Source organism: Aliivibrio friggae, assembly GCF_057368515.1.
The window spans coordinates 2,312,599-2,333,029 of the sequence record NZ_CM170648.1 but is presented as its reverse complement, the minus strand read 5'-3'; the positions used below and the strand labels follow the sequence as shown (position 1 = coordinate 2,333,029).

At 39.2% G+C, this 20,431-nt stretch carries 16 protein-coding genes; 9 read left to right on the top strand and 7 right to left on the bottom strand.

The annotated features are described in order from the left end of the window. Positions 1-100: 100 nt before the first annotated feature. The 3 genes from AC2INI_RS10855 to AC2INI_RS10845 all read left to right on the top strand — a co-directional run bounded on the left by AC2INI_RS10855 (position 101) and on the right by AC2INI_RS10845 (position 4,919). A complete protein-coding gene (locus AC2INI_RS10855) occupies positions 101-2,239 on the top strand; it encodes a lysine decarboxylase CadA (protein WP_486304829.1) in 2,139 nt (712 codons plus the stop codon). A gap of 76 nt (positions 2,240-2,315) precedes the next feature. Further along, on the top strand, positions 2,316-3,185 hold the full coding sequence (gene pdxY, locus AC2INI_RS10850) for a pyridoxal kinase PdxY (protein ID WP_486304828.1): 870 nt from the start codon (positions 2,316-2,318) through the stop codon (positions 3,183-3,185). Positions 3,186-3,533: 348 nt separating this feature from the next. Then, positions 3,534-4,919: a cytochrome-c peroxidase gene (locus AC2INI_RS10845; protein WP_486305722.1), complete on the top strand. Its 1,386-nt coding sequence runs from the start codon at positions 3,534-3,536 to the stop codon at positions 4,917-4,919. A gap of 49 nt (positions 4,920-4,968) precedes the next feature. On the opposite strand, the gene AC2INI_RS10840 is transcribed toward AC2INI_RS10845, so the two are convergent. Together AC2INI_RS10840 and AC2INI_RS10835 are read right to left on the bottom strand one after the other, a co-directional pair. Continuing rightward, complete coding sequence (locus tag AC2INI_RS10840; protein WP_486304827.1) at positions 4,969-6,042, bottom strand: hypothetical protein; 1,074 nt, start codon at positions 6,040-6,042, stop codon at positions 4,969-4,971. Beyond that, positions 6,042-7,091: a hypothetical protein gene (locus tag AC2INI_RS10835; RefSeq protein ID WP_486304826.1), complete on the bottom strand. Its 1,050-nt coding sequence runs from the start codon at positions 7,089-7,091 to the stop codon at positions 6,042-6,044. Before AC2INI_RS10835 ends, AC2INI_RS10840 begins: the two co-directional genes overlap by 1 nt. A gap of 407 nt (positions 7,092-7,498) precedes the next feature. On the opposite strand from AC2INI_RS10835, the gene AC2INI_RS10830 reads away from it, so the two are divergent. From AC2INI_RS10830 to AC2INI_RS10805, 6 genes are all read left to right on the top strand, one after another. After that, positions 7,499-8,128, top strand: coding sequence for a magnesium transporter (locus tag AC2INI_RS10830; protein WP_122036378.1), 630 nt, complete (start codon positions 7,499-7,501; stop codon positions 8,126-8,128). A 209-nt stretch (positions 8,129-8,337) separates the two neighbouring features. Further along, a complete protein-coding gene (gene sigZ, locus AC2INI_RS10825) occupies positions 8,338-8,883 on the top strand; it encodes an RNA polymerase sigma factor SigZ (protein WP_486304825.1) in 546 nt (181 codons plus the stop codon). A gap of 152 nt (positions 8,884-9,035) precedes the next feature. Further along, positions 9,036-10,634 (top strand): glutamate--cysteine ligase, encoded by a 1,599-nt coding sequence (gene gshA / locus AC2INI_RS10820; RefSeq protein WP_486304824.1) that lies wholly within the window; start codon positions 9,036-9,038, stop codon positions 10,632-10,634. A 4-nt stretch (positions 10,635-10,638) separates the two neighbouring features. After that, positions 10,639-12,438 (top strand): ABC transporter ATP-binding protein, encoded by a 1,800-nt coding sequence (locus AC2INI_RS10815; RefSeq protein WP_486304823.1) that lies wholly within the window; start codon positions 10,639-10,641, stop codon positions 12,436-12,438. Next, a complete protein-coding gene (locus tag AC2INI_RS10810) occupies positions 12,431-14,248 on the top strand; it encodes an ABC transporter ATP-binding protein (RefSeq protein ID WP_486304822.1) in 1,818 nt (605 codons plus the stop codon). The genes AC2INI_RS10815 and AC2INI_RS10810 overlap by 8 nt, the downstream gene beginning before the upstream one ends. A 25-nt stretch (positions 14,249-14,273) precedes the next feature. Then, positions 14,274-15,734 (top strand): glutathione synthase, encoded by a 1,461-nt coding sequence (locus tag AC2INI_RS10805; protein ID WP_486304821.1) that lies wholly within the window; start codon positions 14,274-14,276, stop codon positions 15,732-15,734. A gap of 89 nt (positions 15,735-15,823) precedes the next feature. Here the strand turns inward: AC2INI_RS10805 and AC2INI_RS10800 are convergent, their stop codons facing one another. The 5 genes from AC2INI_RS10800 to AC2INI_RS10780 all read right to left on the bottom strand — a co-directional run bounded on the left by AC2INI_RS10800 (position 15,824) and on the right by AC2INI_RS10780 (position 20,354). Beyond that, positions 15,824-16,363, bottom strand: coding sequence for a DUF3332 domain-containing protein (locus tag AC2INI_RS10800; protein WP_122036390.1), 540 nt, complete (start codon positions 16,361-16,363; stop codon positions 15,824-15,826). Between the two features lie 297 nt (positions 16,364-16,660). Further along, a complete protein-coding gene (locus tag AC2INI_RS10795; RefSeq protein WP_122036392.1) occupies positions 16,661-17,134 on the bottom strand; it encodes a MarR family winged helix-turn-helix transcriptional regulator in 474 nt (157 codons plus the stop codon). A gap of 200 nt (positions 17,135-17,334) precedes the next feature. Then, positions 17,335-18,522 carry a choline ABC transporter ATP-binding protein gene (gene choV, locus AC2INI_RS10790; protein WP_486304820.1) on the bottom strand — a complete coding sequence of 396 codons (1,188 nt, stop codon included), beginning with the start codon at positions 18,520-18,522 and terminating at the stop codon, positions 17,335-17,337. Positions 18,523-18,524: 2 nt separating this feature from the next. Continuing rightward, positions 18,525-19,367 carry a choline ABC transporter permease subunit gene (gene choW / locus AC2INI_RS10785; RefSeq protein ID WP_486304819.1) on the bottom strand — a complete coding sequence of 281 codons (843 nt, stop codon included), beginning with the start codon at positions 19,365-19,367 and terminating at the stop codon, positions 18,525-18,527. Between the two features lie 45 nt (positions 19,368-19,412). Continuing rightward, the gene (locus tag AC2INI_RS10780; RefSeq protein WP_486304818.1) at positions 19,413-20,354 is read right to left on the bottom strand and encodes a choline ABC transporter substrate-binding protein; all 942 of its coding nucleotides are present in this window, start codon (positions 20,352-20,354) and stop codon (positions 19,413-19,415) included. Positions 20,355-20,431: the final 77 nt, after the last annotated feature.

Here is a 20,431-nt window from a genome sequence, read left to right as displayed (position 1 = left end):
AATACTTAACGCTACCAACTTAATAAATTTACCCTCAGGCGCTCCACTACCTCACCATCAAAAAGATGGGGAGCGCCTTGTTTCGTCTTGGAGATATAAAATGAATATTTTTGCTATCCTAAACCACTCAGGTGTTTTCTTTAAAGAAGAGCCAGTACGTGAATTACATGCCTCTTTAGAAAAAGCAGGCTACAAAGTAGTTTACCCAGTAGATGCGCAAGATTTATACAAAATGGTCGAAATGAACCCACGTATTTGTGGTGTGTTATTTGACTGGGATAAATACTCACTAGACCTATGTACTGAAATTAATACCTTGAATGAAAAATTGCCTTTGTACGCATTTGCAAACCAACATTCAACATTAGATATTTCATTAACTGATTTACGTCTAAACCTTCACTTCTTCGAATATGCCCTAGATATGGCTGACGATATCGCGTTGAAAATTAATCAAGCGACTGAAGAGTATAAAGACCAAATCATGCCTCCTTTTACTAAAGCGTTATTCAAATACGTTGAAGAAGGTAAATATACGTTCTGTACTCCGGGTCACATGGGTGGTACTGCTTTCCAAAAAAGTCCTGCAGGCAGCATCTTCTATGATTTCTACGGTCCAAATGCATTTAAAGCGGATGTATCAATCTCAATGCCTGAACTAGGTTCATTGCTTGATCACTCTGGTCCTCATAAAGATGCTGAAGAGTACATTGCTCGTACCTTTAATGCCGACAGCTCTTACATCGTAACTAACGGTACGTCTACATCAAACAAGATTGTAGGTATGTTCTCTGCACCAGCAGGCAGCACAGTACTTGTTGACCGTAACTGTCATAAATCCCTGACTCATATGATGATGATGAGTGATGTAACACCTATCTACTTCCGTCCAACGCGTAACGCTTACGGTATTTTAGGTGGTATTCCACAAAGTGAATTCACTCGTGAAGTGATTGAGCAAAAAGTAGCAGCAACACCAAACGCAACAATGCCGGGTTATGCAGTTATTACGAACTCAACTTACGATGGTCTGTTGTACAACACTCAATACATCAAAGAAACGCTAGACACTAAATTCATTCACTTCGACAGCGCTTGGGTTCCTTACACTAACTTCAACTCTATTTACGAAGGTAAATGTGGTATGAGTGGTGAAGCGATGCCAGGTAAAGTGTTCTATGAAACACAATCAACTCATAAATTATTGGCTGCGTTCTCTCAAGCATCAATGATCCACGTAAAAGGTGAGTTTGATAAAGAGTCATTTAACGAAGCATTCATGATGCACACATCAACATCACCTCAATACGGTATTGTTGCATCAACTGAAACCGCTGCGGCAATGATGCGTGGTAATACTGGTAAGAAACTAATCCAAGATTCAATTGATCGTGCTATTCGTTTCCGTAAAGAGATCAAACGTCTACAAGGCGAAAGTGAAAGCTGGTTCTTTGATGTATGGCAACCAGAAAACATCGATACAACAGAATGTTGGAAACTGGATCCTAAAGATTCATGGCACGGCTTTAAGGACATCGATGATGATCACATGTACCTTGATCCAATCAAAGTAACGCTATTAACTCCAGGGATGAACGAAAATAGCGAAATGAGTGATACAGGTATTCCTGCATCAATCGTTGCTAAATACTTAGATGAACACGGTATCGTAGTAGAGAAAACAGGTCCATATAACCTATTGTTCCTATTCTCTATCGGTATTGATAAATCAAAAGCAATGCAACTACTGCGTGCATTAACTGACTTTAAACGTGGCTTTGATCTAAACTTAACAGTGAAAAACTTCCTTCCTTCACTGTACAACGAAGATCCAAGCTTCTACGAAGGTATGCGTATTCAAGAACTGGCACAAGGCATTCACGATCTAACTCGTCAATACCGTTTACCAGAACTGATGTTTAAAGCGTTTGATGTATTACCAGAGCTTAAAGTAACACCACACGCAGCATGGCAAGAAGAGCTACGCGGTAATGTGGAAGAAGTGAAATTGGAAGAAATGGTTGGTCGCGTAAGTGCCAATATGATCCTTCCTTACCCACCAGGGGTTCCACTAGTACTTCCAGGTGAAATGGTAACAACAGAGTCTCGTCCAGTACTTGATTTCTTAGAAATGCTATGTGCTATCGGCGCACATTACCCAGGCTTTGAAACTGATATTCACGGTGTATATGCTCAAAAAGATGGCAGTTACACAGTGAAAGTACTAAAAGAAGATTAAGCCCTAGGGTTTTGAAGGATTATCGTTTATTTTAGGGCACGGAAGCCCTTACTCTATTTTAAATTATGGTGATGTTATGAAACGTATTCTTTCCATTCAGTCTCATGTGGTATTTGGTTGTGCAGGTAATAGTGCTGCGGTTTTTCCAATGCGAAGAATGGGAATGGAAGTGTGGCCTATCAACACGGTACAGTTTTCAAATCACACACAATATCAACAAGGCTGGAAAGGCATTGCGATGCCAGCAGGTCATATTTCTGAATTGGTTGGTGGTTTATCAGCAATTGAAGCAACTCACGTTTGTGATGCAGTATTAAGTGGTTACTTAGGATCAGCTGCGCAAGGTGAAGAGATCATCACTGCGGTTCAGAAAATAAAACAAGACAATCCAAACGCAATTTACTTCTGTGATCCAGTAATGGGTCACCCTGAAAAAGGCTGCATTGTTGCACCAGAAGTGACTACTTTTTTTAAAGAGTCCGCACTTGCATCAGCAGATATTATTGCGCCTAACTTATTAGAGTTAGAAAGTTTAACCGGTATGACGATCAACACCTTAGATCAAGTGATTGAAGCGAATAATCAACTGCTTGAAAAAGGCGTTAAGATGGTAGTGGTAAAACACTTAAGTCGTGCGGGTATTAAAAAAGATCGCTTTGAAATGCTATTAACCACCAAAGAAGGTAGCTACCACGTTTCTCGTCCTTTATATGACTTTGATGCAAAGCGTCAGCCAGTAGGGGCTGGGGATTTAATCAGTGGCGTGATGCTTGCTAACTTAATGGCGGGTTACTCTCCAATTGATGCGTTTGAACGTACCAATGCTGCGGTTGATTCTGTAATGCAAGAAACCTTCAATCGTGGAGCATATGAACTGCAACTTATCGCATCTCAAGAGCATTTTAATACACCAGAGATCACAGTGAAAGCAGAGAAAGTCGCTTAGTGAAGTTCTAGTCACTACAGAACTAGAACTGAACAGAAGAGATTATCTAATATAATAGATAGAAAGTGCGCAGCCCGTTCGTAGTTAATATGAGCGGGCTTTTTTATGTTCATCACCTGAAATTAAGATTTATAAAATTGATCTAAAATAAGAAACCAGCGGCTAGTAATTTAACAAAAAATACACAAATAAAAGTCCGATGTAATTTATCATTATGAAAAGTAAGGTTATTTAATGTTATCAGGTTGGGGTATCGATTAAATCGATGATTCTGATGATATTTCTTCCTTGGAAAGCGTTTTTTTTTCACTCTATCGTGTGCGCATATTCAGATTGCAGGAGAGAATGATGAAAAAAATAGGATTAATTATAGGACTTGGCGTCATTGCCTACCTTGGTACCGTTTATGTAGTTGACTCATCAGATGACACTCGGAGTCAAAGAAAGCTAGCGAACTCACAAATTAAAGATGACCCTATATCTTCAGCTGCGTTTCAAGTATTAACAGAGAATGGTTGTGGTTATTGCCATACTGAAAATAGCGAAATGCCTTTTTATGCCAATCTTCCTATCGCTAAACAATTGATGAAAAAAGACGTAGAAAGTGGATTACGTCATTTTCAATTTGATGAAGTACTAAGTAGTTTTGAAGAGGGTAATCAAATTTCAGACGTTGCATTGGCTAAGATCAGTGGCGTATTGAATGATAATTCTATGCCACCAAAAGCCTATTTATCTATGCACTGGCGCTCAAACTTATCCAACGAAGAAAAACAAACGTTACGCACATGGATAAAGCAAGAACAAAAGAAGAAGCACTCATTGGCAAGCTCAGAGTTTAAATACGAAGCCGTTCAACCAATTAATGCTGACATAACGGTAGATGAACAAAAAGTGGCATTAGGTGATGCGCTATACCATGATAAACGTCTGTCTGGTGATAACACGGTAGCCTGCTCTAGCTGCCATTCATTATCAACGGGTGGGGTGGATAGATTAACCACCTCAACTGGTATTAATGGTTCAAAAGGCCCAATTAATGCGCCGACGGTGTTTAACTCATCTTACAATATTCATCAATTCTGGGATGGTCGTGCGAATGATTTACAAGAACAAGCGGGTGGGCCACCGATGAACCCTATTGAAATGGGATCAACCTCATGGGATCAAATCACAGGTAAACTTGAGCTTGATGAAGAGATGAAAGCGACTTTTGCTGCGATTTATCCTGATGGGATCACTGGTGATAACATTACAGATGCGATTGCTGAATTTGAGAAAACTTTGATTACACCAAACAGCCGATTTGACCAATTCTTAAAAGGCGATGCATTAGCGTTAAACGAGCAAGAGCAACACGGTTATGAATTATTTAAGCAAAATAAATGCTCGACGTGTCATGCTGGTCAAGCAATGGGTGGGCAAACGTTCGAAGTTATGGGCTTAAAAGCGGATTACTTTGGCGAGCGAGGCAATGTATCTGAGGTGGATAATGGTCGCTTTAATGTAACCAACAAAGCGCATGATATGAATCGTTTTAAAGTGCCTACCTTACGAAATATTGCATTAACTGCACCGTATTTTCACGATGGAAGTGCAGACACTTTAGATGATGCAGTTGCAGCTATGGCTCAATACCAAGTGGGTGTTACCTTATCTAAGAGTGAAGTTGCTGATATCAGTGCTTATTTAAAAACCTTAACCGGTGAATATAATGGTGAAATGCTGAATTAGAACAAATACTGATAATAAAAAGGAGATCATATGATCTCCTTTTTTCGTTTTATTGCTGAGCGATGTCATTTAAAAATTGAAGACGCTCTTTTTCTTGTTCTGACATTTGATAGGGTTCATCATTTAAGCTTGAAATATCAAACGATGAAATTGGGAAAACAGGTTTTCGGCTTGTGCCATAACGCGTTTTCTCTCCAGGAAAGTTAGACATTTTTTCCACCGTGATATTTCGCAGTTCAAACTCTGCTACATCATTTTTAAGCACCGAACTATGTGCTTTTAGTTGAAAGACAGCGTCACCTTGAGAGAGTTTCCCTTTATTTGTTAAGGAAGCAACCGGCTTCCCATCTTTTTGAAATAAGTTGGCTCTAATTCGGTAGTTACCGGACTCTTTCACTTCAACGTTCAGTGGTAATATCATATCGCTTCCTGCAGAGTAGGGAGGCTCTATTGAGTTAACATAAGCCACTGGATTTGAGAATTGAATATCGGTAGTGAGAGTATCTTCACCATTTAAAAAAGAGATTACCGCTTTAATTCTAATCTCTTGAGGCCACTCTTTTTGAGGTAAAAACTCAGTAATTAACTCTTGTGAGTATTGAGTTGTGAGGGATTTGCGAGTTTCTGGGTCTAATAGCTCATACTCGATATGATCAACCGCGAGATCTGAATTAAGAGTGATGGTAATAGGCTCAGGGTAAGAAAATCGATATTTATCTAAAGAGAGGGAAGCTTTATGAGAACCATCTAATACAGGGATCTTAACTTCACTAAAATGATTGGGTTCAAGATAACTTTTATCGTTAGAAAGCAGTGGCGTTGAGTATGAAGGATAAATAATATCTGCGGCGTAAGCTTTAGATAATAAGGCAAATTGTTTGGTTAACTCTTGTGGGAAAGCCTGAGGTATCTCATCTTGTTCTTGTGGAGGTGTAAGGTCTGTTTTTGTTTGCACGACTTCTTTTTTTAATTGCCTTTCTGAAGCTGTTTTTATTTTTTGGTGAGCTTTTACTGAAGAATGATCTCCTGCCATTGTTGGGGCTGAGTTATCCTGCATTATCCAATGAAAAGTGGTGGCTGAAGTCATCAACAGCGCACCAATAAATAAAGTATTCTTATTCATCACAATAAATCACTAACCAGTTCAGACATGGTTTCATTTTTTGAGTTATCAACGTAACGATATGTATTGCCGCTTAACCAATAAGTAGAATCTGTCGTACTTACTTTAATGATTGTGCCATCGAGCAGTGTTTTTTGTTGGCTTACTGCCGTTACTTTGCCTTGATGTTTTGTGCCAATTAATCCGCTATGGCTGTAATCATCTCCCATCAATAGTGGGTAATGATAAGGCATAAAATTAGTCACCGCTTGTGGCTGGTTTTCTATTTTCCCATCAAAAGCGAGAGTTGTTGAACAGCTTGTAAATGAGCCAGATTGACTTGAACCACAAGAAGAATGGCTTGATACCACGCCATCATCTTTACCCGGTAAAAATCCACTGGTTGATCCAAAATAGTCACTGCCTTTACCGACAAAGCGAATGCGAGGAATACGGTTATCAGGTAAAGGGGCTAATTGGCGTGCATTGGTAATTTTTAAATCATTAAGTACGCCGGTATTCCCTGCACTAGGTGTTTCACCTAACCATAATGACATTGCGTATTTTAGCGGAGCATTTAATACGCCACTGCCTTCTGAGATATTAATCGCCATATCACCCAGCTCAGAACCACCGCCTGCACCAGCAAAATCAAAGGTCGCAATAATATTAAGAGGAGCTAACCCCGCATTGGTCAGCCAGTTTTCTTGATTGTCTAACAAATAGCGAGCGACCAGATCCCCAGTAGAATGAGTCACTAAAATACAGCCATTTTGACAGGTGTTATTTTCAGAAAGAGCTTTTAATTTTGGCCATACGTAATCGCTTGAAATTTTTCCTGCAACACGTTCGTGAGAAGGCCAGTCGATACGCTCATCGGCTTTAGTTAACCAAAAATCTTGCCAATAGGTTTTTCCATCAGCAACAACCGCATCATGATTGGGTTTGGTTTGAAGTTGACCAGCTTGAAAGCCATGGATCAAGATTATTGGGTGTTCACCTAATGCTGCCAAACTAGAAAAAGAAGTTATAGCAGTAATGAATAAAAATAGACGTGAAAATAATTTCATAAGAGTTGGCTCTTTTTGAGTAATTATATTTATAGAGTAATTGCTCAACTTAACTTTCGCAAATAGTGATATCGATTGCGTTCTCATTTATGAGTCAATGCGCATTAATTGCTGATTATTTAATCAGTTTATGGCCGTTTTAATTATTTTTTCTGTATTTATTGCTGAATGTAAATGAAGGGGATTATTGCAATACCTGCTTACACACCATAATGGCATCTCTTACTATTATTGGGTAAAGTCCGCCCGTCTTTGAATGCAGTTTTTCTGCTATCCATTAACCCATCTTGTTTATACAAGGAAGCACATCATGAACACAAGTAAACAGGAACCCCCAAGTTGGTGGTTTAACTCTTTTTCTACATGATGATCTGAGGGTGATATGTCTTCAGACCTGGAGACGTATTATGGAATTTGTACAACAAAAAACAGACACCGAACATATTAAAACAGCAGACAACATGCATAAAGGTTCTGGTGTTGAAGATAGTAATATCAGCATAAAAAATGCGTCAATTGGCGTGCTTTATAAGAAACGCGTATTTTGGTTAGTGCTGCTTGTTTTTGGTAATGTATTCTCAGGGGCAGGTATCGCTTACTTTGAAGAGATCATTACCTCTTATGTCGCGTTGGTTTTTTTCTTACCTTTATTAATTGATAGCGGTGGTAACGCCGGGTCTCAATCTGCAACCTTAATGGTTCGAGCGTTAGCTACCGGTGATGTAAAACCAAATGACTGGGGTAAAATGCTTGGCAGAGAAGTATTTGTCGCTCTAGGGCTTGGTTTGAGTATGGCTGCTGCCGTTTATCTTTTAGGTTTATATCGCGGTGGCTATGAGATTGCGATGGTGGTTGGCTTAAGTATGATAGCGATTGTGCTTATAGGTAGCTTAATTGGCACTATACTTCCTTTTGGTTTACATAAACTCAATTTAGATCCCGCTTCTGCTAGTGCCCCAATGATAACCTCTATCGCCGATATTTCCGGCGTATTAATTTATTTTGCGATAGCTTCTGCGGTATTAGAGATAGGCTAACCACTCTCTTATTTTAAAATATTCGCTCATTGATGAATGGATTAAAGACGTTAAAAAGCCCAATATCACTTTTGATGTTGGGCTTTTTTCCTATATAAGGCGTTATCGATTACAATGAGCTATCGTAAATATTTTATTTTGTATCAGTTCTAAAATATGATTTTTCCTTTAGTGGTTAAACATATTCACTTATTTGAGGTTCCGTTTTTATGCTGTCAGAATGGCAAAATCACAAAGCGCAATTGCGTAATTACGTTTACAAACGAGTGGATGATGCAAGTGCGGTAGATGACATACTTCAAGATGTGTATATAAAAGCCAGCAGCAATTTGCACCAATTAAAATCTCAAGGTAGCTTGAAAGGGTGGTTATATAAAATTGCCTATAACACCATCATGGATTTTTACCGTGATAAGTTGCCTTATGATGAGCTACCGGAAGATTTAGTCGCAGAAGATGAAGATACGGTAGAGGAAGCTCGAAAAGAGATGGCTGAATGTATCCGTCCACTAATTGATGAGCTTCCAGAAAAATACAGTATTCCTTTACGTTTAGCTGAACTAGAAGGCGTTCCTCAACAAGAGATTGCTGATAAGTTAGGGTTATCCTTGTCTGGGGCAAAAAGTCGAATTCAACGTGGGCGAGTAAAGTTTCGTGAAAATCTTATGACCTGTTGTGATTTTGAACTCAATGATGGGGGCATTGTAACGGGTTATTCGCCTAAAAAAGCAAGTTGCTCCCCACATCAAAAGTAGTCTCATTTCCTATTTAAAATAAACGGTAAATAGAGTCATTATTTTCCGTTTATCTACTTTTCTTTCTTTTTCATTTTATTTAAATTTTTTTGCGTCTTTTTCTCTATTTGTACGTCTTCAAGTTGTTAAAAATATTCTTATGAAGAACATAAATGAAAAATACAGATGTGAAATACCTAGAATCTAATGCGCTTTCTTTTTTAAATAACGACAATGCTATGAATACGTTGCATGACATTCGACGTGGAATTGAAAGGGAGTTGATCCGCACTACGCCTGAAAACCGTATTTCAAACTTATCTCATCTAGAAGTGTTGGGTTCTGCGTTAACGCACCCTTACATAACGACTGATTTTGCAGAAGCGCAATTAGAGTTAGTTACCCCTGCAATGACAGAAAGAAAAGCGACGTTTGATTCGTTGGCTTCTTTACATCATTTTGTTGCGACGCATTTGCCTGAAGATGAAATCATGTGGGGGGCAAGTATGCCACCTGCACTGCCAAATGATGATGAGATTAAGATTGCCGCGTATGGGTCATCGAACACTGGGCTACATAAGGTGCGTTACCGTGAAGGCTTAGCCAATCGTTATGGAAAAAGAATGCAGTTAATTTCGGGCATTCATTATAACTTTTCATTACCCGATTCATTCTGGGCAACATTACACGCACACCTAGGTAGTGAATTACCATTAAATGATTTTATTTCAGATCGCTACTTTCATCTGATCCGTAATGTTCTACGTAACGGTTGGGTTATTCCTTATTTATTTGGCGCATCGCCAGCGGTAGATAAAAGCTATTTAGCAGATCAAGCTCACCCCTTAGCTACTTTTGACGAAGATACTTATTATTTACCATGGGCAACTTCGCTGCGTTTAAGCAATATGGGGTATAGCAGTAATGAGCAGTCTCTTTATCCAACGAGCTTTAATAGTAAACAAGAATATTTAACTGATTTATGTCATGCATTAACAACACCAAGCGCACGTTATGCTCATCTAAATTCTGAGCAGCAATTAAATGGGTCAGTCTTACAATTAGAAAATGAATTGTATGGTTCGGTAAGACCTAAAATCGTTAATGACCAATTGCGTCCTTTATATGCAATGTGCCATCACGGTATCCAATACATTGAATTACGCAGTCTGGATAATAATCCACTATTACCATTAGGGATCAGTGAAGAACAAAGTCATTTTCTTGATGCATTTCTTACCTACAACGCTTTAGCACCAAGTCCAGAATTAACCGATGATGAACGAGAGTTAATTGCCCGTCGTCAAGAGTTAGTAGCAACAGAAGGGCGAAAACATGGGCTATTATTACCAACGTTAGAGGGAGGTATTAAGCTTAAAGATCTTGGTTCTGAATTACTGGATGCAATGATACCTGTTGCAACATGGCTAGATAATGCGTTTGCTACACAAGGGCATAAACAAGGTATTGAACGTGAGAAAGCTAAGTTTGTAGATAGTAATTTAACGCCATCAGCACAACTGCTAGCAATGATGAAAGAGGAAAAACTCTCATATAAACGAGCAACACAGAGACTCTCAATAGTGCATTTTAAACAGCATCAAGACACTAAGATTGAAGAAGAGGAAATGGAAAATTTAACTCGTTTAGTGACAGAGTCTTTAGTTAAACAACAGCAAATGGAAATACAACAAGACATTAGTTTTGATGAGTTTATTCAGAAAAAAAATTATTTACAGTGTGATTGTGAAATAGAAGAGGCGGTAGCGTAATTTAATGAATATTTTGTGGAAATTGCGCGGTTACATCAAGATGTTTTCACGCCAATATATTATCGCCATTATCGCATTACAAGTGGTGGCGCTACTCAGTCTAATACCTTCTTGGTTAATTGGGAGGATCATCGATAGTATCAGTGCTAACCAACTAACTATGGCGTATTTATTGATTCATATTGGTGGTATTGCTCTCTCTGCGATTGCTATGTATGGCTTACGTTATGTGTGGCAAAGTCAATTGTATGGGGCTTCTATTGCTATTGCGAAAGTGCTGCGTCGAGACTTATTTAAAAAGTTTTCAAGGTTGTCACCGTCATTTTATTCTCGTCGAAGTACGGGTGATTTAATGGCTCATGCCACTAATGATTTGAATGCGGTTGAAGAGGCAACAGGAATGGGGGTTATGACTTTAGTCGATTCCTTTATCGCCGGTTTGACTGTTATTTTTGGCATGATATTCATTGTGAGTGGTGAGCTTACTGCTGTTGCACTATTACCGTTTCCGTTATTGGTTTATATCACTAAACATTATGGTACTAATCTGCATAAAACATTTGGTCGCGCGCAAGCAAGTTTCGCTCATTTAAATGAAGAAGCGCGTGAAACTGTTTCTGGTATTCGTGCCGTTCGCTCTCATGGTATTGGGCAGCGTCAAGAGCAGCGCTTTGGTAAAACACTGGATGAAACATTAGAAGCAAATTTAGCCGTTGCGAAAGTGGATGCCGCATTTGCACCAACTATCCAGTTAATTTACGGCTTATCGTTTGTAATTTCATTGACTTATGGGGCGTGGTTAATTAGCCATGGACAGATCTCGGTGGGTTTGTTTACTACGTTTACGTTATACCTTGGGCAGTTATTGGGACCGTTTTTACAATTTGGTTGGCAGTTTAATGTTTTCCAGCGTGGCAGTACGTCGTGGAAACGCTTGGAAGCACTTTTTTCAGAAAAAGAAGAAGTGGTAGAGGGGACCGTTATATTACCAACTGATGCGAAAGCAACGCTGAATATTAATATCGCTTCATTTTCTTACCAGAATTCGAATCGCCGAGCATTAGAGCACATTAATATGAGGGTAGCTGAAGGTGGTTTTGTTGGTATAACCGGACCAACCGGCAGTGGAAAGAGTACCTTATTACAATTGATCCTAAGACAGTTCGAGTTACAAAGCTCATCAAATATAAGTATTGATGGTCATTCTGTTGAATCATTAACGTTTCATTCATTACGCAGCAAGATGACGTGGGTTCCACAAAAGCCATTTCTTTTTTCAGGCTCTATTGCTGAAAATATCGCACTGGCTAAACCGGATGCAACAGAAGAGCAAATCAAACATGTTGCAGAGATGGCGGGAATTAAAAGCGAAATTGATGCGATGCCTGATGGGTTTAATACTCAACTACGAGAAGGAGGAAGTAATCTTTCTGGTGGGCAACGTCAGCGATTAACACTGGCAAGAGCTTTACTATCTGATGCGGATATTCTGTTGTTGGATGATCCATTCAGTGCGTTAGACATTAAAACTGAAGTGATTGTTCGTCGAAATCTAAAGGCAAATTACAGTCATAAAACCATGTTATTAGTAACTCAACGTTTACCTAATTTAATCGAAGCTGATCGGATCTTTGTATTAAATGAAGGGCAAATTGAAGAGCAAGGGTCACATCATGATCTATTGGCTAATCAAGGTTGGTATTCAATGGTTTACCAACGACAAAGTCAGCTAAACACCGTTATTGAAGATATCCCAAGTGAGAGTATTCAAGGGTCAAAATCAGAGGGGGAATCTCATGCGTGAAGAAAATGCACAACAGCCTAGTGATGCCTTTTTATTTAAGCGATTATTAGCCTATTCTTTACCTCATAAAGCACGTTTTATTGTCGCCTTTACGATGCTAACGGTAGCGATAAGTGCTGAAATGGCAATTCCATGGCTAGCAAAGATTATCCTTGATGAGGTAATCGTACCGCAACAATTTGAGTGGCCACACCTGATTGGTCTTGTTAGCTTGGTGATGTTGTTTTATGTGATCTCGGCGTTATTTACATATTTGCAAGCCGTGTCATTCCGTCATAGTGCCTTGTTGGTGATTAATGACGTGAGAAAACAGCTGTTTAATCATGTGTTGAATTTCTCGATCAGTAGCTTTGATAAATTATCTGCCGGTAAATTGGTTTCTTATATTACCAATGATACTGAATCTATGCGCGATATGTTTGTTTCAACGATACCGACGATCATTCAAGGTAGCTTACGCATCATTGCGATATTTATTGCGATAGCGATCTTGGATTGGCGCTTGATGCTATTGAGTTTGGTATTGATCCCGATATTACTGACAACAATGCATTTGTATCGAAAAATCTCAATGCCAGTGTTTAATGGGATTAGAGAGCAGATCAGCAATATCAATGGGCGGATTAATGAATCGTTACAAGGAATGGCGCTGATCCAAGCGTTTAATCAAGAAAAAGCATTTAAAGAAAAATTTGAGCAAGAAAACCAACGTTGGTTTGAGTTTAGAACCAAATCAATCGCGATAGATAGCTTCATGCTGATCCCATTAACCCGTTTAGTGTCGAATCTAACGGCAGCAGGAATTGTGGCGTGGTTTGCTTATGGATCATTAACTACCGCGGTTGAAGTGGGTACGTTATACGCATTTTTGAACTACATCGAACGTTTCTTTGACCCGTTCCGTCAACTTTCAATGGAGCTACGTAAATTACAGGTGGCAACGGTTGCATCAAAACGTGTATTTGAATTATTGGATGAGCAATCAGAACAGAATCGCTATCCACAAGAACATGTTGAAATCTCAGCGCCGCATGACATTGAGTTTCGTCATGTTGATTTAAGTTATGACGAAGGTAATTTGGTCTTATCTGATGTGAATTTTGTCGCTAAAGGAGGGCAGTTTACAGCGATAGTTGGTCATACTGGCAGTGGCAAAAGTTCGGTGATTAATTTGCTGATGCGATTCTATCAACAGCAACAAGGCTCTATTTTAATTGGAGGTCAGCCGATTGAATCTTTACCTGAAGTCCAATTACGTAAATTATTTGGTCTGGTTTCTCAAGATCCAACGATTTTTAGTGGTTCAATAAAAGAAAATATCGACTTATCTCATGATAGGCCAAACGAAGAAAAAGTGATGCAAGCGGCGCAACAAGTTAACGCTGATCACTTTATTAAACGTCTTACCGATGGCTATGATTATCATCCTGGTCACGGTGGAGGTTCATTTTCTGTAGGAGAGCGACAACTGTTAGCTCTGGCTCGTGCTTTATCACATGATCCAAGTGTTTTTCTTTTAGATGAGGCGACGGCCAACATTGATAGTGAGACGGAAGAGACAGTAAAAGCCGCATTAGAAAATATTCGAGATGGGAAAACAGTCATTATGGTCGCGCATCGATTATCAACCATTAAAAACGCCGATCAAATATTAGTAATGAACAAAGGAAAAGTGGTTCAAAGTGGCAGCCATGATGAACTTATTGTGCAAGCTGGAGATTATCGAGAGTTGTACCTAACACAAAAAGCACAAGAAGAAGATGAACATCAGAACAGCACACTTGGTTTAGCTAGCATTACCGCTGCTTGAATTATTGAATTTAAGAGTAATTAAAATGAATACAGAAAAAAAACCGTTTGTTTCTCAACAAATAATTGAAGACGCTTGTGAGTGGGCGATTATGCATGGTGTGGCTTTTCGACAGGCAGATAATACAGCACGACACTGTCCATTTAGTATCGCACCAATGACTATTGAGCGTGACGTATATAATCATTTATTAACGGTAACCCCATTGATAACTAAGCTGATTAATAACGTCTCTGAAGATCATGAATTTCTTCAAGCCTCATTAAGCAGCATGGCGAAAGCCGATCCGTTTTTTGGCTTGTTAATGTCATTGCATCAACAATTACATGGTGATGCAGGCAATAAACTTGTCGCAGAGCGTCAGCCATTATTATTGATGCGTACCGATTTTATGGATGACCGTCAGCACGGAGCAAAGGTAATTGAATTTAATGGAATCGCAGCAGGGATGGGGCCGTTTGGGCAGCGAGCAGCTGAGTTCCACTCTTTTATGAAGCACCAATGGCCAGAAACGTATAATCAATGGATTGAAGACCCTTCAGCTATTTCTGCAGATAACCACGGTTTGGAGCAATTGGCCTATGGTATTGCAACTACTGCGAGAGCGATTAAAGCGGATTTTTCTGACCAAAGTAAACCCACGTTTTTAATGGTGGTTCAGAAGAATGAAGATAACGTTTATGACCAACATTTACTTGAAGTTGAACTGCAGAAACAAGGAATACGCACCGTAAGACGCACCTTTGAGCAGTTAAGTACTCAACTTTCTAGTGGAGAGAATAAGCGACTGTTACTTGAGAATGTAGGGGCCATTGATGTTGTTTATTTACGTGCGGGTTATCAATATGAGGATTATTTCGCACCGGAATTAAATGAGCCAGTGTGCTGCCATACATTGAGTCAAATTAGACTGTTTATCGAGCAGCATCATGTTGCCGTGAATGCCACGATCAGTCAGCAATTAGCGACCAGTAAATCAATGCAAATGTTATTAACCATGATGCCAGAAACTGAATATGCTCGTTGGGGGTTAACGTTAGAAGAGGCTCAATTAGTTAAAAGTGTACTGGCAGAGATGAAGCCGATTAATACGCAAACTATAGATTGGTTTACGACCGAAGCAGACCAAAATCAATGGGTATTAAAAAACCAAGGAGAAGGTGGTGGTCATTGTATCTTTGGTCAGAATATCGCAGGAAAATTAACTCAGTTAGCACCAGAAGAATACGATGCATGGGCGTTAATGCAACGCTTATATCCACATGAGCGTGATACGCCAACCATTGCCGTTCGTGATGGTGAACAAACTATGGTGGATGATTTAGTGAGTGAAATTGGTTTATTTACAGCGTATTACAATGGTAAACCAGTGACAGAGTTTGAAGGCTATGCAGGGTATTTAATTCGCAGTAAACCTGCCAGTGAAAATGAAGGTGGGATCCACAGCGGCAAAGGGATTTTAGATTCGTTGGTGTTAATTGATTAATAAGCTTTATTATTAGTACAAAGCCCAATATCACTCTAATAATATTGGGCTTTTTATTTATTAAATCAATGAGTATATTTAAGTAAGCATTAGGCTTTGGATGCTGCTAGTTCTTGTAGTTGTTCAATTGTAGTTTCCGCAACAAGTACACCATCAATAAAGTAACTTACTTGATTGTCATTTTTTAAACCAAGAAGCGTTGCTTTATCTCCGTTTGAATACGTAATATCCATTTGAATTGTGTTTTCATCGATTTGTTGAAATTGACCTGTTTCATAAGTTCTTTGCAGGGTGATTGGTCCTACAGGTGCTGTTTTTAATGAGTCATCTAAATCGTCATTAATATTTAGCATGGTCTCTGTTTTACTATCAAAAATATGTGGAGATCCATTAATTGGGTTTTTCCCCGTCCAGAACTCAAGCGAGTTAAAAACGATATAATCGGCGGCGGTTGTAATTGCATAAACGGGTGATAATAAAAAGTTTACTCCAGCTCGAGCGTATCGGTTATCTACGACTTCAACGTTGAATTGCATTAGCTTTCCTGTCACTGCCATGCTGCCAACACATCCAGATAAACTGATGGCCACAGCGGTCATTGCCACAACTTTAATAAATGTTTTTTTCATGTTCCCTCACTTGGCATTAAGCATTTTACTAGAACTATTAACATAGTCGTAAATTCTTCAATAAGTAGGAAATGTGGCTAATTTTTAAGTGTTTATTTTTTATTGTGTGCGGAAGTGCAAAAAATTAATGAGATTGAATGATGCTTTAGATGAGTGCGAATGTTTAATTTTTTGCTATAAAAAATCAGTATCCAATATATAAGCACAAAAAAGCCCAACGTCATTTGATGTTGGGCTTTTTCATTTATGTTCTAAATATAAGTAGTTTGCCTATGGTAGGCTAATAGCTTACATAAACTAACTTTTTGCTATGCCTTCTAATTGCAGCACTGGAGCCGCATCAATATCTTCAGCGTTCATCATTGAAGAGACGCGTTGCATTGAAGACAGTATTAGGCTTTGTTCCCAAGATTCTAAATTATGGAATTTGTTTACAAAGTTATCTTGTAAAGAAAGAGGTGCTTTACTAAGTAATTCTTCGCCTTTTTCTGTCAAATTAGCATGTACTTTTCGTCGATCAGATTCACTACGAATACGTTGAACATATCCATTATGTTCTAAACGATCGATAATAGTTGTCGTTGTCGCTTGGCTTACACTTGTGTGTTTCGACAGTTCTTTGATCGTTACATTGTGCATGCTTTGAATAGCACGCATTAGAATAAGTTGAGGACCAGTTAATCCATATTCTTTGCTCAGTTTTTTCGATTGCAAATCGATAGCTCGAATTATCTGACGAATAGCAACCAGTACTTCTTCATGTTTATCCACGTAACAGACCTTTGTATAAATGCAAAATTGAATAGTTTACAACGTTGTTGATTTCCGCATTGTACTGATGTTCAGATGATTCTCAATCATTTATAACTTTACAGGCTCATCAATCATGAGTTTTTCTCTATATTGTGTGCTAGCGACTGATTGGGGCAGTGAAGAGGAGTGGACTTTCCTCATCACTGCGGTCGGTATTTTTATGCGGCGTTATTTAATTGAAAATCACCAATAAGGGCGCTGTAAAACTCATTATTATCAAGAATACCGACTAACTGATTGTCTTCGACAAGTAAGATAGGGTGATTACTTAATTGTTTCAACTTAATGGCATCTCGCATGCCGATCTCAGGGCTTGCGATAACTAATGTTGTTTGATTTATTGCAGAAAAGTCATTATTTGTCTGCTCCCACTTAACTAAAGTAAGCTCAGGTTGCCCTTCAATACTCAACGTCGATGGGTGTTGGTTAACCCATAAATTTTTAGTATCACAAATTTTCCAACGTTGATCTTCCTGTTTAAGTGAATCGAGAGGCTGCATTAATGAACGGCCTTTTAATACATTCAATGGATTTGTGTGAGCAACAAAATCTTTCACGTATTCTGTTTTCGGGTTAAGCACGATGTCTTCTGGTTTACCGTGTTGAATTAATTTACCCGATTCCATGATCGCAATGTTATTGCCAATTTTTAATGCTTCATCTAAATCATGGCTAACAAATAAAATGGTTTTATTTAGCTTTGTTTGTAATAGAAGAAGTTCATCTTGAAGCTGAGATCGAATAAGAGGATCAAGTGCCGAAAATGGTTCATCCATTAATAGAATGTCGGTATCCATCGTAAACGCACGGGCTAAACCAACCCGTTGTTGCATACCGCCTGAAAGTTCATGAGGGTATTTCATTTCCCATTCAGCAAGGCCAACCATTTCAATTTGTTCACGTGCTCTTGCTCGGCGTTCGTTTTTTGCGATGCCTTGCATTTCTAAACCAAAAGCGACGTTATCAAGCACAGTAAGCCATGGCATTAATGCAAAGTTTTGGAAAACCATCGAAACACGTTGAGTACGTAAATGGCGTAAAGTTTCTTCATCACACAGAGCGACATCAACAAGTTTGTCGCCATTCTTAATCATGAGCTCACCGCGGCTTACTTCATTTAACCCGTTCACGGCGCGAAGCAGACTTGATTTCCCTGAACCCGATAATCCCATTAGAACGCAAATCTCGCCTTCTTTAACTGAAAGAGAGACATTATCAACACCGACAACTTGGCCTATCTCGTCGATAATCTCTTGGCGAGTTTTCCCTTGGTCTAATAATTCCAACGCTTGTTTAGTTTTTTTTCCAAACACCACATCGAGGTTTTTTATAGTAATGGCATCCATGATTATACTTCCTTCTGATTTGGTGCTTTACATAAGCGATCAAGAATAATAGCGACAAGAACAATGGCTAATCCTGCTTCAAAACCTTGTGAGATATTCACGGTATTAAGCGCTCGAACAACAGGTTTACCTAAGCCATCAGCACCAACAAGTGCGGCAATAACCACCATTGATAACGACAACATTATACATTGGGTGATGCCGGCCATAATGCTTGGAAGTGCCGCAGGTAATTCTACTTTGAGTAATAACTTCATGCGGCTTGCACCAAACGCTTTGCCTGCTTCAATTAACTCTCCCGGCACTTTTGTGACACCAAGATACGTAAGACGAATAGGGGCGGCTATGGCAAAAATAATGGTAGAAATTAACCCAGGAACAATACCTAAACCGAATAAAACGAGAGTTGGAATCAAGTAAACAAAAGTTGGTACAGTTTGCATTAAATCAAGGATCGGTCTTAGCACGGTATAAAGCCAAGGTCGGTGCGCAGCCATGATCCCAATCGGTACGCCAATTAATACGGAAATCGTTGTCGCTGCAAAAACAAGGACAAAGGTTTCCAGCATTTCTTGCCAATAGCCAAGGTTTAGAATAGTGAGTAATGCGATGACGACAAAAATCACTAATGATGGTTTTCTATGTAAATACCACGCAATAGCAGCGGTCATAAGAATAGGAAGCGCAGGAGGCATCCATTTAAATACATCGACTAAAAATAGGATAATAGTTTCTAGAAAAAATGAAATGGCATCAAAAAAACCAGCGGCATTGATAGTTAACCAGTCAACGCCTGTTTCCATCCATTGCCCAACAGGGATTTTGTGCTCTGTAATAAAATTCACAATATTTCCTTAAATGACAGGTGGGTCGAAACCCACCATTATTGATTAAGCTTTAACTTGTTTTAGGTATTCGGTTACTGATTTATTTGCGGCGTCACCTTGCAGTGATCTCACATTCTCAAGCCATGCTTTTACTTGTTGTGGATTTTTGTTTAACCACTGTTGAGCCGCTTTCTCTGGCGTCATTTTTTGATTTAGAATGTTTTCCATCAATTCATTCTCCATCTCAAGACTGAACTCTAGATTTTGTAATAACTGTCCAACATTTTTACATTCTGAAAGGTAGTTAGAGCGAACGTTGGTATAAACGCTTGCACCGCCATAGTTAGCACCAAAGAAGTCATCACCGCCTGATAAGTATTCCATTTCTACATTACTGTTCATTGGGTGTGGAGCCCAGCCTAAATACACTATCCATTGACTGCGACGAACGGCGCGTGATACTTGAGAAACCATACCTGCTTCACTTGATTCAACAACACTAAACTCTTTAAGACCAAACGCGTCAGAATCAATCATTGATTGAATGATACGGTTACCATCGTTACCCGGTTCGATTCCGTAGATGCGGTCTTTGAACTTGTCGGCATTTTTCGCTAAATCTGCAAAGCTTGTAACACCTGCATCGTACACATATTTTGGTACGGCAAGTGTGTATTTAGCGCCTTCTAAATTGGCACGAACGGTTTCTACTGTGCCCGCTTCACGGTATTTAGCGATATCCCCTTCCATGGTTGGCATCCAGTTACCTAAGAAGACATCAATGTCGCCATTTGCCATTGAAGAGTAAGTGACGGGAACAGAAAGAAGATCGGTTTTGGTTTTATAGCCCATGCCTTTAAGTAGTTCAGAGGTTACTGCGGTTGTTGCGGTGATGTCTGTCCAACCGACATCTGCAAAACGTACGGTTTCACATTGATTGGCATACACGTTAAAAGCGAATGAGCTGATCGCTAATGTGGCAAGTGTCTTTTTTGTAAGTGACATAATAATTCCTTGTAATGATTCCTTTCGCCATTGGGTATAACGGCGCTGCTGACTGTATTTTTTGTGTTTCTTATTAT

What these genes read in the sequence shown, in the direction of transcription:
- AC2INI_RS10830 (WP_122036378.1), top strand. Translation starts at nt 7,499, where the DNA reads ATGGAATTTGTACAACAAAAAACAGACACCGAACATATTAAAACAGCA.
- choV (WP_486304820.1), bottom strand. Translation starts at nt 18,522, where the DNA reads ATGGATGCCATTACTATAAAAAACCTCGATGTGGTGTTTGGAAAAAAA.
- AC2INI_RS10805 (WP_486304821.1), top strand. Translation starts at nt 14,274, where the DNA reads ATGAATACAGAAAAAAAACCGTTTGTTTCTCAACAAATAATTGAAGAC.
- pdxY (WP_486304828.1), top strand. Translation starts at nt 2,316, where the DNA reads ATGAAACGTATTCTTTCCATTCAGTCTCATGTGGTATTTGGTTGTGCA.
- AC2INI_RS10810 (WP_486304822.1), top strand. Translation starts at nt 12,431, where the DNA reads ATGCGTGAAGAAAATGCACAACAGCCTAGTGATGCCTTTTTATTTAAG.
- AC2INI_RS10835 (WP_486304826.1), bottom strand. Translation starts at nt 7,091, where the DNA reads ATGAAATTATTTTCACGTCTATTTTTATTCATTACTGCTATAACTTCT.
- AC2INI_RS10845 (WP_486305722.1), top strand. Translation starts at nt 3,534, where the DNA reads ATGAAAAAAATAGGATTAATTATAGGACTTGGCGTCATTGCCTACCTT.
- AC2INI_RS10840 (WP_486304827.1), bottom strand. Translation starts at nt 6,042, where the DNA reads ATGAATAAGAATACTTTATTTATTGGTGCGCTGTTGATGACTTCAGCC.
- AC2INI_RS10780 (WP_486304818.1), bottom strand. Translation starts at nt 20,354, where the DNA reads ATGTCACTTACAAAAAAGACACTTGCCACATTAGCGATCAGCTCATTC.
- AC2INI_RS10815 (WP_486304823.1), top strand. Translation starts at nt 10,639, where the DNA reads ATGAATATTTTGTGGAAATTGCGCGGTTACATCAAGATGTTTTCACGC.
- AC2INI_RS10800 (WP_122036390.1), bottom strand. Translation starts at nt 16,363, where the DNA reads ATGAAAAAAACATTTATTAAAGTTGTGGCAATGACCGCTGTGGCCATC.
- AC2INI_RS10855 (WP_486304829.1), top strand. Translation starts at nt 101, where the DNA reads ATGAATATTTTTGCTATCCTAAACCACTCAGGTGTTTTCTTTAAAGAA.
- gshA (WP_486304824.1), top strand. Translation starts at nt 9,036, where the DNA reads ATGAAAAATACAGATGTGAAATACCTAGAATCTAATGCGCTTTCTTTT.
- sigZ (WP_486304825.1), top strand. Translation starts at nt 8,338, where the DNA reads ATGCTGTCAGAATGGCAAAATCACAAAGCGCAATTGCGTAATTACGTT.